The 15423-nt window shown below is 40.4% G+C and carries 15 protein-coding genes and 3 pseudogenes; 5 read left to right on the forward strand and 13 right to left on the reverse strand.

The window, feature by feature from the left end; genetic code table 11:
- Window positions 1–71: 71 nt before the first annotated feature.
- Window positions 72–335: a DUF3231 family protein gene (locus tag ABRT01_RS16735; protein WP_367748749.1), complete on the forward strand. Its 264-nt coding sequence runs from the start codon at window positions 72–74 to the stop codon at window positions 333–335.
- A pseudogene (locus tag ABRT01_RS18385) lies at window positions 335–663 on the forward strand (hypothetical protein); the annotation flags it as partial. The gene ABRT01_RS16735 and the pseudogene ABRT01_RS18385, both read left to right, overlap by 1 nt.
- On the opposite strand, the pseudogene ABRT01_RS16740 reads toward ABRT01_RS18385, so the two are convergent.
- A pseudogene (locus ABRT01_RS16740) lies at window positions 661–873 on the reverse strand (IS1634 family transposase); the annotation flags it as partial. The pseudogenes ABRT01_RS18385 and ABRT01_RS16740 sit on opposite strands and share 3 nt — an antisense overlap.
- 273 nt (window positions 874–1146) lie before the next feature.
- Between ABRT01_RS16740 and ABRT01_RS16745 the strand changes: the two are divergent.
- The 3 genes and pseudogenes from ABRT01_RS16745 to ABRT01_RS16755 all read left to right on the forward strand — a co-directional run.
- Window positions 1147–1416 (forward strand): hypothetical protein, encoded by a 270-nt coding sequence (locus ABRT01_RS16745; RefSeq protein WP_269409187.1) that lies wholly within the window; start codon window positions 1147–1149, stop codon window positions 1414–1416.
- 58 nt (window positions 1417–1474) lie between these two features.
- Entirely contained in the window at window positions 1475–1756 is a 282-nt protein-coding gene (locus ABRT01_RS16750) for a hypothetical protein (RefSeq protein ID WP_269409188.1), read from the forward strand.
- Window positions 1757–1829: 73 nt separating this feature from the next.
- Window positions 1830–2113 (forward strand): annotated as a pseudogene (locus ABRT01_RS16755) (tyrosine-type recombinase/integrase); the annotation flags it as partial.
- Window positions 2114–2200: 87 nt separating this feature from the next.
- Here the strand turns inward: ABRT01_RS16755 and glnA are convergent.
- From glnA to ABRT01_RS16815, 12 genes are all read right to left on the reverse strand, one after another.
- Window positions 2201–3538, reverse strand: coding sequence for a type I glutamate--ammonia ligase (glnA, locus tag ABRT01_RS16760; RefSeq protein ID WP_269409189.1), 1338 nt, complete (start codon window positions 3536–3538; stop codon window positions 2201–2203).
- A 95-nt stretch (window positions 3539–3633) separates the two neighbouring features.
- Window positions 3634–4050 (reverse strand): MerR family transcriptional regulator, encoded by a 417-nt coding sequence (locus ABRT01_RS16765; RefSeq protein ID WP_269409190.1) that lies wholly within the window; start codon window positions 4048–4050, stop codon window positions 3634–3636.
- A 127-nt stretch (window positions 4051–4177) separates the two neighbouring features.
- Window positions 4178–5422 (reverse strand): methionine gamma-lyase family protein, encoded by a 1245-nt coding sequence (locus ABRT01_RS16770; RefSeq protein ID WP_269409192.1) that lies wholly within the window; start codon window positions 5420–5422, stop codon window positions 4178–4180.
- A gap of 7 nt (window positions 5423–5429) precedes the next feature.
- Window positions 5430–6665, reverse strand: coding sequence for a GTPase HflX (hflX, locus tag ABRT01_RS16775; RefSeq protein ID WP_269409193.1), 1236 nt, complete (start codon window positions 6663–6665; stop codon window positions 5430–5432).
- 131 nt (window positions 6666–6796) lie between these two features.
- Entirely contained in the window at window positions 6797–7711 is a 915-nt protein-coding gene (gene spoVK / locus ABRT01_RS16780; RefSeq protein ID WP_269409194.1) for a stage V sporulation protein K, read from the reverse strand.
- A 205-nt stretch (window positions 7712–7916) separates the two neighbouring features.
- Window positions 7917–8141 (reverse strand): RNA chaperone Hfq, encoded by a 225-nt coding sequence (gene hfq / locus ABRT01_RS16785; protein ID WP_269409195.1) that lies wholly within the window; start codon window positions 8139–8141, stop codon window positions 7917–7919.
- 37 nt (window positions 8142–8178) lie between these two features.
- A complete protein-coding gene (gene miaA, locus ABRT01_RS16790) occupies window positions 8179–9111 on the reverse strand; it encodes a tRNA (adenosine(37)-N6)-dimethylallyltransferase MiaA (protein ID WP_269409196.1) in 933 nt (310 codons plus the stop codon).
- 17 nt (window positions 9112–9128) lie between these two features.
- On the reverse strand, window positions 9129–9578 hold the full coding sequence (locus tag ABRT01_RS16795; RefSeq protein WP_269409197.1) for a Dps family protein: 450 nt from the start codon (window positions 9576–9578) through the stop codon (window positions 9129–9131).
- A gap of 86 nt (window positions 9579–9664) precedes the next feature.
- Window positions 9665–11563 (reverse strand): DNA mismatch repair endonuclease MutL, encoded by a 1899-nt coding sequence (gene mutL / locus ABRT01_RS16800; protein ID WP_367748737.1) that lies wholly within the window; start codon window positions 11561–11563, stop codon window positions 9665–9667.
- 21 nt (window positions 11564–11584) lie between these two features.
- On the reverse strand, window positions 11585–14176 hold the full coding sequence (gene mutS / locus ABRT01_RS16805; protein WP_367748740.1) for a DNA mismatch repair protein MutS: 2592 nt from the start codon (window positions 14174–14176) through the stop codon (window positions 11585–11587).
- A gap of 173 nt (window positions 14177–14349) precedes the next feature.
- Entirely contained in the window at window positions 14350–14931 is a 582-nt protein-coding gene (locus tag ABRT01_RS16810) for an outer spore coat protein CotE (RefSeq protein WP_367748743.1), read from the reverse strand.
- A gap of 308 nt (window positions 14932–15239) precedes the next feature.
- Window positions 15240–15423, reverse strand: a 184-nt coding sequence (locus ABRT01_RS16815) for a hypothetical protein (RefSeq protein WP_367748746.1), incomplete at its 5' end; no start/stop codon positions are given.

Here is a 15423-nt window from a genome sequence, read left to right on the forward strand (position 1 = left end):
GGTTTGCGGGATTACCTAACTATATCAAGGTATACCTGCCTAGTTTGGGCTGCGAAAGTTGAGAAAATAATATTCAACCCCCTGCTACACCCGGAGGAACAGTTACCAATTCAACCATAGCTCCATTTTCAGAAAGACTCATGATGTTTTGCAATTATCTTTTGGCTGGTATAGGTCTGGGAGGTCTGGGTTTTAGTAGTGCTTTGTTATGGCGTAATGACTTGATACCAAAAACAGGGGTACAAGCAAAAGATGTATTTGAATACACACGAGAAGGTGTTGGTTTCATGATGTCTAAGGGATGGCTTGAGGAACCACCAAAAATGGATCTTTGATGCTCTTTTTGCCCTATGGAAAAGTTGTTTGGAGCATAGCCCTTCCTGGATTTGGTCAACTGCTTAACGGTAAATTATATAAAGGGTTGCCGCTTATTTTTTTTAGAATTTTTAATCAGTATTCAATCAAATTTTAATAAGATCATCTTACTTAGTTTTCATGGACAGGTTGAAGAAGCCATTCAACAAGCCGATTACCAATGGCTCATGTTTTAACCCTTGTTTATACTTTTTTTACAATGGGGGACGCCTATAAAGACGCAGGGGATGGGCAACAGCCGTATTTTTTCTTCCCTTCGCTATTGCAACTTACTTTGTTACTGTAGGGAACAGGACCTCTCTTTGTCTCGGCATGCCCCTCTTTCTTTTTGCGTCCTCTGCCGTCTGTCGGAACGATTTTTCCGGTTTTACTGTCCACCCGTCCGATCAAGGTTCTCTTGGATCGGGATTGTTGCTTATTTTTGTCCCAGTAGGAAATGGATTCATACGCATACGTGATCCCAGATCGTTTATCTGTTTGAAAGACTATGGTAGCCATTTTTAATCGCCTCCCCGTTATGTGCATCGTAACACATAACGAGTATGAAACAAAGCCCGACATTTTTGCGTTTTTGCCCGATTCATCGTTATGTGATAACGGGAATCCAGGTAATAAGGGATGGACATTTCCCTCTTCTTTATGGCCCTTCGCTGTGAAGGGCATTTTTATTTTGAAATAAAACAAACGATCGCCTTAAGCCACTCGCCAACTCATTAAAGCTAATACTGAATACATTAAATTAGACCTGTAATGAAAGGAGGGAAAAATCGAATGTGGAAGCTCAAGAAAAAATTCGATGAAAATGGAAACCAAGAATTTAGTTTCACTGAGGCTAAAGCTAAAGCTGATGCTGATGCAAGAGCTGATGTCGATTTCGACAGTGACATCCATGTAGATAACGACAATGATAATGATAATGATAATGAATTAAAAAACAAAAACCGTAATTTTAATATTGCAAAGGTCACTAGAAGTGGCAATTCTTATGTTGATGTCAATGTCGATGAAGATGACGACAAGAAACGTAAAAAAGACTATTAGTTAATTTGGGTGGGATAATTTTTTATCCCACTATTTTTCCTTGAAGGGAGAGATAAATTTGGAGAATGCAAAAAACAATGTTCGATCCATAGACTTCAAAAATGACACGTTATCCACAATTGGATATAGTGGTAATTCAGATGTAGATGTAGAGGTTACGGTTGATACTACCCCTATTGCATACGCAATGTTATGTACACTTTTAGCATCAAAACAAATCTCTAATAGTGAATTTAAAGCTGCTGTAAAAAAATTAGAAAGTTTTTCTCGTAGTGGCAAGAGACCCTCTATAAGGGAATTAAATGATTTATCACAAGTAAAATTATTTAAAAAAGGTTAAGAAGGTAAATAATACCTTCTTAATTTTGTATATGTATTTTTGAATAAAAATACATAATCCAACATACTATAAAGTACTATGTCGAAAAGATGGGAATTTCATGCCTAAGTCCAGCTTGTTTAATGCTTTCAGCCGGATATTGAAACGGGCCGAACTTCCTCCATTGCCTATACATTCGTTACGCCACACTCATGCCGTATTACAGTTTGAGGCAGGTGCTGACATGAAGTATTTGCAGGAAAGACTTGGACACGGCAGCTATGAGATCACTGTCGATGTTTACTCACACGTCTCAAAGAAAATGGAAGAAAAAATACTGCCCAATTTGAGAGTTACATGGACAGTATTTTAAAATAATGTTTTTTGTGGGTGTTTCGTGGGCGCGAACATTTTAAACTGAATTTAGTCAGACCACTCACGACCATAAACCCAGTCATATCAATACTAGTAGGCTGACAGGTATTGTTCTCTCTCCCAAGGGTGTACAGTCGTTCTAAACATATCCCATTCGATTTCCTTTGCTTCGACAAGGTGTTCATAAAGATGTTCACCAAGTGCTTCGATGACCACCTCGTCTTTTTGTAATTCTACCAGGGCGTCCGCTAAAGTTGCTGGTAAATCTTTAATCCCGTTTTTCTCACGTTCTGCTTTGTCCATCACATAAATGTTGCGATCAATTGGTGTTGGCGGAGTTAGTTTATGTTTGATCCCATCCAGGCCCGCTGCAAGCAATACCGCCATGGCCATGTACGGATTTGCAGCTGGATCAACGCTTCTTGCTTCAATCCTGGTACTTAGACCCCGCGAATATGGGATCCGGACTAGCGGACTTCTATTTGTCCCAGACCAAGCTACATAACATGGTGCTTCATACCCTGGAACAAGTCGTTTGTAGGAGTTCACCGTTGGATTGGTCACTGCTGTAAAATTAGTTGCATGCTTAATAATACCGGCAGTAAATTGATACGCTACATCACTTAATTGCATATCACCTTCAGGGTCAAAAAATTTATTTTCCCCGTTTTGGAACAATGACATGTTGACATGCATGCCGGATCCATTGACGCCAAATAGTGGTTTTGGCATAAAGGTAGCATGCAAATTGTGTTTTCGGGCAAGGGTTTTTACCACAAGTTTAAATGTTTGGATGTCATCCGCATGTTTTACAGCATCCGAGTATTTAAAATCAATTTCATGTTGACCTGGCGCGCTCTCATGATGAGAAGCTTCAATTTCAAATCCCATTTCTTCCAGTTCCAACACAATATCCCGACGGCAATTCTCACCCAGGTCAGTTGGTGCCAGATCGAAATACCCGCCTTTATCATTAAGCTCTAAGGAAGGATCTCCGTATTCGTCCAATTTGAACAGAAAAAACTCTGGTTCTGTTCCAATATTGAATGCTGTGAATCCCAGTTCCTCCATCTTTTTTAAATTACGTTTTAAATTATAACGTGGGCACCCTTCAAAAGGCGTTCCATCCGGACTATAAATATCACAGATGAATCGGGCGACTTTCCCTTTTTCAGATGTCCAAGGGAATACAACGAACGTATCCAAATCCGGATATAGATACATATCTGATTCTTCAATCCGGACGAATCCTTCAATTGAGGAGCCATCAAACATCATTTTATTATCCAACGCTTTTTCCAGCTGACTTAATGGAATCTCCACATTTTTAATGGTTCCAAGCATGTCAGTAAACTGCAAGCGGATGAATTGAACATTTTCCTCCTCTATTCGTTGATAAATTTGTTCCCTTGTTAACTTTGATCCCATGAATGTTCCTCCTAATTGATTGTATTAAATAGGTTGAACCCCAACTTCCAGGATGCACCTAATATATAATAATTTAAATAGTCATGGTTGAAAATTTAAATTCGTGTGCCTTGGTAAAAGTTATTGTAAAATCTTGCAAGCTCTCCTTGCCTTAAGCTTGTTTTTCCCATTCTGCCCGCCTCATGAAGTTCATTTTTTAACATTTTTCGTAACTCTTTATCTGATAATATTGCATCTTGTTCTGCTTGTTTCTGTTGTTCTTGTAATAATTGCTGTTCTTTCAATAAATGTTTGATACCAGCAAGGTTGATGCCTTTATCAAGCAGATCCTTTATTTCAAGCAAATGGTCTACATCGTTAAAGGAAAACAACCGCTGATTCCCGTTCGTCCTTTCCGGTTCAATTAAACCATGTTCTTCATAATAACGTATTTGTCTTGCAGTTAGTTCAGTTAATTTCTTCACCATACCTATGGAGAATAAGGGCATTAAACGACGATCCTGATCGTTCATGTTAAAAACCCCCTTTAGCTATGAATAGTAGTAGTTTATCTCATGTCAGTGTTTCTGTCAATCCTATGTAAGGTTTCCTGACATATATGACAAAAGAAAAAAGGTGTGTAACCACCTTTTTTCTCCCCTATTTTAGGCTTAATAAACCTTTATCGACCAGTTGACAAGCAGCTTCCTTTAGAGCAATTTTCACATGTTCATACGTTAAGCCACCTTGGACAAAAGCCGTATACGGTGCGCGTAACGGACCGTCTGCTGTTAGTTCCAGACTCGCACCCTGGATAAATGTACCGGCTGCCATAATTACATCGTCGTCATATCCGGGCATTGGACTTGGCACGGGGGAAACAAATGCATTAATCGGCGAATTCGCTTGAACTGTCTGGCAAAAGGCAATCATTTGTTCAGCATCCGGAAATGTCACCGATTGAATTAAATCTGTACGGTCAGCTTGATAATGTGGTGATGTAGTATAGCCGATTAATTCCAAAAATCGTGATGTCAACACCGCGCCTTTCAATGCTTCACCAACGACATGCGGAGCAAGGAAGAAACCCTGATACATTTCTTGTAGCATATTCAGGGTGGCTCCTGTTTCCTTGCCCAGACCAGGTGCCGTTAAGCGATGCCCGCATTGGAGTACCAGGTCTTTCCTTCCAATGATGTATCCCCCGGCTCGGACAATTCCACCTCCCGGGTTTTTAATCAACGAACCAGCGATTAAATCTGCGCCGACATGCAGTGGCTCCTTATCCTCGACAAACTCCCCATAACAATTATCCACAAATACTAAAATTTTGGGATTGATTTCTTTCACAAATTGTACCATTTCCTGAATTTGGGTGATTGTAAATGAAGGGCGATCATCGTATCCCTTTGAACGCTGAATAGCAATCACCTTTGTTTTTGCTGTAATTGTCCGACTAACCTGTTGATAATCAATCAAACCATCATCAAGCAGTGACACTTCCTGATAATTAATTCCAAAGTCCTGTAATGACCCTGAATCCAGATCATGTTTGCCTATAACTGTTTCAAGGGTATCATACGGCTTTCCAGTTATGTAAACAAGTTCATCACCTGGCCGCAGCAAGCCGAACAATGCGGTGGATATCGCATGAGTACCCGAAACTATTTGCGGTCGTACCAATGCATCTTCCCCGCCAAACACCTCGGCATATACCGTTTCCAATGTTTCCCGACCCATATCATCATACCCATAACCGGTTGTGGAATGAAAATGGCTGTCACTTACCCGATTATGTTTAAACGCATCAAGCACCCGTTTTTGGTTGATTTCTACAATGCTTGCAATTTCATTATATTTGCTTTGACAATCCTGCTCTGCTTGCTTCATATATACTTCTATCATTCGTATGTTATTGCTCCTTTATATAACTTGTTAATGGATGATCTTCCCGGATGTAACCTTTCACTCGATATTTCATCAGTTTCGGATCAAAATGGCGCTCATCCATGATTGTTTCTTGTTCAAATTGGCTCATGATCTTACCTTCATCCGGGTCAAGCCAAACATTATACCATTGCCACTCATCTCTTAATATTTCTTCCACCTTAGCCAGAATTCTTTGGATCTCGCTGGCTTCTGTTGCGCTCACCAGAATAGATGGATAGTTTGACGGAATAAAATCAGCTGTTAAACGATCCTTTTTATTATATACCGTTAACATCGGGATGGTATGAGCACCCAAATCCTTTAATAAAGCCATTACTGTATCCTGCTGCTGCTCCATATCCGGGTTTGCAGCATCAACAACATGCAAAATGAAATCGGCTTCGGTTACTTCTTCCAATGTGGAACGAAACGAAGCGATCAATGCGGTTGGTAAATCTTGCAAAAACCCGACTGTATCCGTAATCAATGATCTGAAGCCAGATGGAAGCTGAATTTGCCGTGTTAATGGATCAAGCGTGGCAAATAATTGGTTTTCCTCCAAAGTTTGACTGTTGGTGATGCGATTAAATAACGTTGATTTTCCAGCATTTGTATAGCCAACAATAGCAATTTGGAATACATGATTGGCTTTTCGTCGTTTCCGGTATTGTTCTCGCTGGCCGACCACCATTTTCAAGCGCCTTTTGATGTCAAAAATCCGCTGTTGGATATGACGTCGATCGGTTTCCAATTTTGTCTCTCCTGGACCGCGTGTTCCAATCCCTGCACCCAATCGGGACATGGCTACTCCTTGTCCGCGAAGCCGCGGCAGCAAATATTCCAATTGGGCCAGTTCTACCTGCAGCTTTCCTTCTTTTGTATGTGCACGCTGCGCAAAGATATCCAGGATCAACTGGCTGCGATCAATAACGCGTACGCCGAAGTGTTCACTCAAATTGCGAATTTGTCCAGCTGACAGTTCATCATTGGCAATCACCAAATCAATCGCAAATGCTTCAAGTTGGTCAGTGATTTCCTCAATTTTACCTTCACCAATATAATGAGCGGGATGGATATGGTGGCGATTTTGCGTAAATATCTGGCACACCGTACCTCCCGCCGTTTGACTCAAGGAAACTAATTCATCCAGTGAGGTGCTAAAATGTTCGTTTGTCTGTTGCGGCTTTTTCACCGCGATAATAAAAATTTGTTCCGCCATGTCAACCCTCTTTTTCTGTTTACATATGCCTATATCATAGCAAAGAAATAAAGATGAAACAATTGTATCGAAATCCAAAAGCGCTCTGGGGTGCTGGTGTAAGACATGGCAAAAAATCGTCAATGATACGTTTAATCCTCACCGTATAGCTGTAAGTCACTACCGGTCAGACGGATTAAATCATCTGCGGTATAGTGCTTTTCGCAGAGTACTCTTACCGCATGCCGTCGTATTGCCTGTTCAATCATATTACGGACATATCGTGCGTTCGCAAAATTCCGTTCTCCTTCCCGGGTTTTTCGATAAAGATGGTCTTGTAATTTCCGTTGTGCATCCTGTGATAAGCGATATTCCCGAAGCGATACCATTTGCTTGGCGATGTCCATCAGTTGGTCAACATCATAATCCTGGAAATCCAAAATGAATGGGAATCGCGATTTTAGCCCCGGATTAAGTAGTAAAAAACGTTCCATTTCATAGGGATATCCTGCCAAAATCAGTACAAAATCATTTTGGTTATCCTCCATATGTTTAACAAGTGTATCAATTGCTTCTTTGCCAAAATCTTTTTCTCCACCCCGGGCTAATGAATATGCTTCATCAATAAACAGCATGCCACCCATGGCCTTCTGAATAATCGATCTTGTTTTTTGTGCGGTTTGCCCAATATATTCACCAACTAAATCTGCCCGTTCCGCTTCAATAAATTGTCCTTTCGATAACAATCCCATCTCCAGATACATTTTAGCAAGCTTTCTGGCCACCGTTGTTTTCCCTGTTCCCGGATTCCCTTTAAAAAGCATGTGAAGTACTTGTTTGCTGGCGGAAAGGCCAATTTCTTTTCGTTTCTCACTGATCACGATGGTGGCATATATTTCTTTAATCGTTTTTTTTAGACGTTCCATTCCAATGAAGGATGAGAATTCCTGATCAATATGCGCGAATGGGCCATTATTCAGTTGGTCTTTATTCTGCCGCTCTGCTTTCTTATCATGAAAAACAATATTGATTTGCCCATTTTTATTGCGTACCATTTGCGTTTCCACTTCATCACCCCTTCGTCACGATAGTATACGTACGATAAGATGGAGGTGTGACAAACGCCTATGTAGAGGATGGAATTTGAAGGTAATGGATAAAGTGAAACTTCATTTAGTGGGGTGCTCTTCCCCCATTAATTAAGGAATTTATGGGCTGTTAATGCATGATAAAAATAAGCGGATACCAGTAACAAGTATCCGCTTATTTCGCTTATTCTTTTTCGAGATTTACATTTTTAACTGGGGCAAATGTGGAAATCGCATGTTTGAAAATCAGCTGTTGTTTACCATCTGTTTCAAATAAAACGGTAAAGTTGTCAAAAGCCTTTACGACTCCCCTGAGTTGAAATCCGTTGGTTAAAAATATCGTAACCGAAATGTGTTCCTTTCTAAGCTGGTTCAAGTAATTATCTTGAATGTTTACGGATTGTGCCATCCCATTTTCCTCCTCTTTATCTGTATATATTCTTATTCTATATTTCTTCCAAAAATCCTGCTAAATCAGCTAAAATAGTGTGAAATTTTTGATCAATCGTGTCGGGTTGAACGGTATACCAGTGTACATCAACCTTATTTTTAAACCATGTAAATTGCCGTTTCGCAAATCGCCGGGAATTACGCTTGACATGCGAAATCGCATCTTCAAGTGATTGTTCCCCTTTTAGATAGGGAATAAACTCTTTGTAGCCGATCCCCCTCATCGATTGTTCATTTTCCAGTCCTTGTTGGTACAAGTTCGCCACCTCATCCAACAATCCCTGCGCCATCATCTGATCCACCCGCTGATTAATTCGTTCGTATAATTGTTTTCGATCCATCTCCAATCCAATAAAAAGTGGATTGTACGGCGATTCACCCTGCCCCTGTTTATTTCCTGACATGGTTTTGCCAGTTGTTTCATAGATTTCAATCGCTCGAATCAATCGGCGATGGTTATTAGGATGGATCTTTGCTGCCTGATTCGGGTCAATCTTTTGTAAATACATATATAACTGATCCGGTCCATCACGTTGGATCATTTCTTCCAGTTGCTTTGTACGGGCGGGATCACGCCGCTGCTCGGAGAATTGATAATTAAACAAGGCCGCCTGGATATACAGTCCACTGCCACCCGCTAAAATTGGCAGGTGACCATGTGCCGCAATTTGTTGGATGTAATGCTGGACGTGATCCCGGTAGTCTGCTACTGAAAAAGGTTCGTCGGGTTTTTTAATGTCAAGCATATAATGCGGGATTCCCTGCATTTCTTCCTTGGTTATTTTGGCAGTACCAATGTCCAATCCCTGATAAACCTGCATGGAATCACCGCTGATTACTTCACCATGAAAAGCTTTGGCAATTTCAATGCTAAGCCTGGTTTTTCCAACCGCTGTCGGCCCAACCACTGCAATAATGTTTTGTTTCATTCCTACTCCCCTGTTATTCATTCGTATGCTTCATAAGCTCTGAGCATCCATACATATTTCTCTAATGTTTTTTGCAATCCAATAAGCAAATCACTTGTTGGTTCGTCTTTGAGTTCCTTAGCAAGTGATAAGCCGGTTTCTTTTATTTCATGAATCATTTGTTCATAATCCTGACGTAACTGCACCATGATCTCATTTTCCTTATCGTCAGCAGTAGCCTCTGCTAAAGTTGTTTCCTTTAGATATTTACTCATCGTTGCCAGTGGTTTACCTTCAATCATTAAAATACGCTCGGCAATTTCATCAAGATCATCGGCCACGGTCTGATACATTTCTTCAAATTGCCGATGTAATTCAAAAAAGTGTCTGCCTTGTACAAACCAGTGGTACCGATGCAATTTCACATACATCAAGAAATAATTGGACAACAACTGATTCAAAAAATTAACCAAACGTTGATTTTCCATATATACACCCCATGTTGTTACGACCATAACGCAATAACTCAGTCTTTTTTCCTAGCCTTGACGGATCCATCCATATTTATACTACCCTACATCACTCTCTTAAACATTTTTTCCAATTCATACGTGGAAAAATGAATAATAATAGGCCGGCCATGTGGACATGTAAATGGATCAGTTGTTGAGCGTAAATCTTCCAATAACCGAAACATATCGTCATGATTAAGGTGATGATTTGCTTTAATCGATCGTTTACAGGACATGAGAGTAGCAGCATCTTCTCTAATCGCCTCAATGTTGATTTTCTCTTCTTCCATGATCTGGTCAATCATTTCTCTGATGACTTCCTCTTCAAACCCTTTTGGGAACCATGTGGGATGAGAGCGGATGATATACGACTGCCCGCCAAATGGTTCGAGAAACAAACCAACTCGTTCCAATTCATCCCGATAGTTCTCAATAAAAATAGCTTCCTGTTTGGAAAAATCAAAGGTCAACGGGATTAATAATTCCTGTAACTCGTTTGTTGTTTTTCCCAGCTTTTGTTTGAAGAATTCATATTTGATCCGTTCCTGGGCGGCATGCTGATCAATCATATAGAAACCTTTTTCGTTTTGTGCCAAAATATATGTTCCTTGTAATTGACCGATTGGGTACATGGTTGGTACACGGTCTCTACCGGTCTTAAGTGGCTCCTGATATACTTCCTCTATATAGTCATCTGGAATTTCTTCGCTAATAGAAGGCGTATCTCCAGGTATCGTTGTTTCTATAGGTGGTTCAGTATTATCATTCAAATCAATGGGTCCCGTATCATTGGTAAACCATACTTTTTTTTCGTTTACTTGTTGTTCTGTCCGCCCATCCGATATGTACATTTGATCGGCTTGCTGTTCTGTCTGTTCAGGCGAGACAGTATTCGGCTGGGTAACATGATCAAATTGTAGTGTATGCTGCACAGATTCTGGCTGTCTTTTTTCTTTATATTCCATTTCCGGGATTAATGTTGTTTGCCGAAATTTGGAACGGATAGTTTCTTCAATCGCTTGAAACAATTCTTTATCTTTACTGAAACGAACTTCCAATTTTGTCGGATGGACATTGACATCGACCAAAATCGGATCCATGTCGATATTTATTATAGCAATCGGCTGCCGGCCAATTGGCAGTAACGTATGATAGCCATTAACGATTGCCTTGGCTAATGGAATACTTTTAATATACCGTCCGTTGATGATCGTAGAAATATAGTTTCTTGATGCCCGGGTGATTTCCGGTTTGGCAATAAAACCTTCAATCTGGAAATCAAGGGTTTTATGCTTAATTGGCAGCATTTTCTTTGCTACACTCATACCGTATACTTGGGCAATAACTTGCAGCATGTCCCCATTCCCGGTCGTTTTAAACAGTTGTTTGCCATTATGGGTCGCTTCAAAACGTATGGATGGATGGGATAATGCCAACCGGTTTAATAAATCGGTAATATGGCCAAGCTCCGTGTGAATCGTCTTCATATATTTTAACCGGGCTGGTGTGTTAAAGAATAAATCTTCCACGGTAATTTCCGAACCTTTGCGGGCATCGCTTTTTTCTTTGTGTGTTTCTTTACCACCTTCCAGTTTCAGTAAAGTACCAGCATGGTCTCCTTGGGAGGTTTTCACCGTTAATCGACTGACCGCTGCAATACTCGCCAATGCCTCGCCTCTAAAACCAAGTGTCTTTACATGAAATAAATCTGTTTCATTCTTTATTTTACTAGTCGCATGTCGTAAAAATGCCCGCTCACAATCTTCCTCCTGCATTCCGTCTCCATTGTCCGTAATCTTAATTTGTTGTAATCCTGCGTCAAGAATATCGATTTTAATCCAGTTGCTATTGGCATCGATGCTGTTTTCCACCAATTCCTTGACAACTGAAGCCGGACGTTCGACTACTTCACCAGCCGCGATCTTATTGGCAAGTGCATCAGGCATTTGTACGATACTCATAAACTACCATCCTTTCCACTGCTAACCATTCTTCCGTGATTTTGCAAGTTTTTGCAATCGGTATAAAGCATTCATGGCATCCATTGGTGTCATATCAAATATATCAAGTGCAATTAGTTCTTGTACAACATTCGACTCGGATTTTGTCTGTCTATGATTATCAGTGTTTTTTGCCGCTTCCTCGGGAAAAAACGATAATTGCTGTGGATCATTTCGTGTCTGCTTTTGCTCAGTTGGTTGATTATTTTCCAAATCATGCAATATTGCACTGGCACGGGTAATTAAATCATCTGGCAACGCGGCCAATTTGGCAACTTGGATCCCGTAGCTTTTGTCAGCGGCACCTTCCTGGATCTGGTGCAGAAATACGACATTCCCCTCATCTTCTTCCGCCCGCACATGAATATTTTTTAATTTATCCAATGACTCAGCCAGTGTCGTTAGTTCATGGTAATGGGTAGAAAACAGTGTTTTGGCATGGATGTGATCATGAATATATTCAACAATCGCCTGGGCCAGTGCCATGCCATCATATGTGCTTGTCCCTCGCCCAATTTCGTCAAACAGGATTAAACTGGAGTTCGTTGCATTCGCTATCGCATGATTCGCCTCAAGCATTTCCACCATAAAGGTACTCTGACCAGAAACTAAATCATCTGCAGCCCCAATCCTGGTAAAAATTTGATCAAAGATGATTAAATCCGCTTCCTCACAAGGAACAAAGCAACCAATCTGTCCCATAATAACAGTTAAGGCCAATTGTCGCATATACGTGCTTTTACCAGACATGTTTGGCCCAGTAATTAAGAGTACCTCCGTTTGTGGATCAAGCGTAATGTCATTAGGAACAAACGAGCCATCGTTCATCACCTGCTCGATAACGGGATGACGCCCGTTTTTAACGGATAGCGTATCCTTGACAAAATTTGGCCGTTTATAATTATTTGCTTCACTAACAGTGGCAAAACCTTGCAGGACATCAATCTGGCTGATCACTTCCGCAATGTTTTGCAAGAGTGGAATTTGTTCTTTTAGTTGATCGCGAATTTCAATGAATAACTGATATTCCAGTTCCACACTTTTTTCTTCTGCTTCCATAATCAGTTGTTCTTTTTCCTTTAATTCAGGTGTAACATAACGTTCAGCATTGGTTAACGTTTGTTTGCGCTCATATCGACCTTCTGGCAGCAAATGCAAATTGGCCTTGGTTACCTCAATATAATACCCGAATACCCGGTTATAGCCGATTTTTAACGACTTGATGTTGGTCTCTTGCTTCTCTTTTTGTTCCAATGCGGCAATCCATTGTTTCCCGTTTTGTGATGCATCCCGATAATTATCCAATGTCTCATGATAGCCGTCTTTGATAATCGAACCTTCCTTAATAGAAACCGGCGGCTCATCTACCAAACTCTTCTCTAAAAGATTAACAATTTCTTCCGGCCAGGCAATCATCTCACTTAGCTGCTGAATGCGTTCCTCGGAAAATTGCTGTAACGTTGCTTTTAGTTCTGGTATTTTGGCAAGGGATTGTTTCAATTGAACAAGATCCCGGGCATTGACATTACCAAATGCAATTCGGCCGGCCAGCCGTTCCAAATCATACACAGATTTCAGGGTTTCCCTTAATGTATCACGTTCCATGAACCCTTGATAAAAACCGTCGACGATCGCTAATCGTTCTTCAATGAGCTTACGATTCATTAGCGGACGTTCCAGCCATTTTTTTAAAAGCCGGGCACCCATCGCCGTTACTGTCTTATCAAGTACCCATAGCAAACTTCCATGCTTTTTCTTCTTCAACATAGTCTCCGTTAGTTCCAGATTGCGTTTCGAATACATATCCAGTGTTAGATAATCTTGTAATTCAATCCGTTTTGCCGGTTGCAGGTGATCCAGCGAGCGTTTTTGCGTATCCTGAATATAGTTTAATAGCCTGCTAAATGCCGCAATGAAGCGCTCATCATCCAGCTCCTCACATAAATCACGAAATTCGCCATTAAATGTTGTTTCATCTTGATAGGACAGGGTTACATTCAATTTTATCCGTAATGCTTCCTGCCAGTTTTCTGGTAATTTGGAGGAAATGACTATTTCGCTGATTGGCTGGTTATACAATTCATGGATAACCGCATCCCAACCATCGGTGATCATTATAATCCGATTTTCGCCGGTAGATAGATCATTATAAGCAATGACAAAGCTGCCATCGGAAAAATGGGAAAGACTAGCAATATAATTATTCTCTCCCTCGTTTAACATATTGGTTTCCATTACTGTCCCAGGGGTAATCAACTGAACAACTTCCCGCTTCACAACCCCTTTTGCTGTCTTCGGATCCTCGACCTGTTCACAAATCGCAACCTTATAGCCTTTATCGATTAAATTCTTAATATAACTATCCGATGAATGATACGGAACACCACACATTGGAATCGGTTCCTTTTGGCCGGCATCCCGCTTCGTCAAGGTGATTTCCAGTTCACGTGCGGCTTTAATCGCATCATCAAAAAACATTTCATAAAAATCGCCTAGACGAAAAAATAAAAAAGCATCCTTATGTGCTTGCTTAATTTGTAAATATTGTTCCATCATTGGTGTATATTTTGCCATGATAATCCTCCAAAAACGATATATCTTGTTATATTATAGCATATTTAAAAAGAATCCAGCGACACATACTCAGGAAATTAAATGCTGAGTATGACTCACGCTCATAGGTGGAGGCATTACCCGTTATTAAATGGTAAAAAAATTTACGAGAGAATTACTCCCTCGTAAATTCGTTAATCTTTTGAACTGTTGCCACTTTCGTTTAAAAACTCTGGATTTACGTCACTTAATTCTTCATCAGTGATTTCATAGTCATCCCAATCCTCATCATCATCGTCATTGTCACAGCCTTTTGGATCTACACGAACACATATCTTCGTGTCGCCAATGACCTGCACAACAAATTCCCGCTCAATTTCAACCACAATTTTGTGACCTTGATTAGCAATCTTGCATTCCAGGCAATTTGGCTGTTGGATTACTTTACAAATTACATCGTATTCATCACTCAGGCAATTATCATCTTTGATTGACAATGGAATGTAATCGCAATAGGTTACCCGTTCCGTAACGACTTCTGTTTTCGTATTGTCGTTGTACGAATACCAAATATTAATATCGTAGCTGCCATTTACCTCTACCGTATCTTCTGATTTTTTCTTGGCATTATATAAATGGTTGATAACCCAGCAACCCAGAATACTTGACGGTCTATGTGACGGGGTGACGGAATGTGTTGCCTGGGTGAATTTGCGTCCCTTTCCACAAACGGCTCTGGTAATGATTTCCCTGTAATCTTGTTCAAGAAAACTCATGATTACGTTTACCTCCTCTTTTTTCATAGTCATTTTATGCAAGACAAATACCTAAAGTGCATAGCTTCATGCAGCCCAGGAAAAGTACCTTGCAATAGCCTACGAAAAATAAAGGAAAGTGTTACGAAAATATAAAGTGAAACTTCATTTAGTGGGGGTTTCCTTTCCTCCCCCACTAATGTTAGTTGAACAGAATCAGGAATTTACGGGCTGTTTATCCCCCACCTTCTGAGTTTTAAGTTACTCTCACTTATGGAGGTTGGGGTATTACAGCCCGTTAATGCGTGATAAAAGAGGCTGGGACATAACTAGCCAAAAATAGTAAATAAAAAGGTTCCAAGCAATAAAAAATTTGCTTGGAACCTTTTTTGAGGAATTTCTCCATCTCCCGGTACTATTTTACCGTTAATGGCGGCTTTTTTTCTCAAATTCACCGCCATCAATGCGAAGGCTAATTCATTTTTCACCTTCTGTTTTCCTCTGACAGAAAAA

This window comes from Lentibacillus sp. L22 (genome assembly GCF_040812445.1).
GTDB classification, from domain to species: domain Bacteria; phylum Bacillota; class Bacilli; order Bacillales; family Amphibacillaceae; genus Lentibacillus_C; species Lentibacillus_C daqui.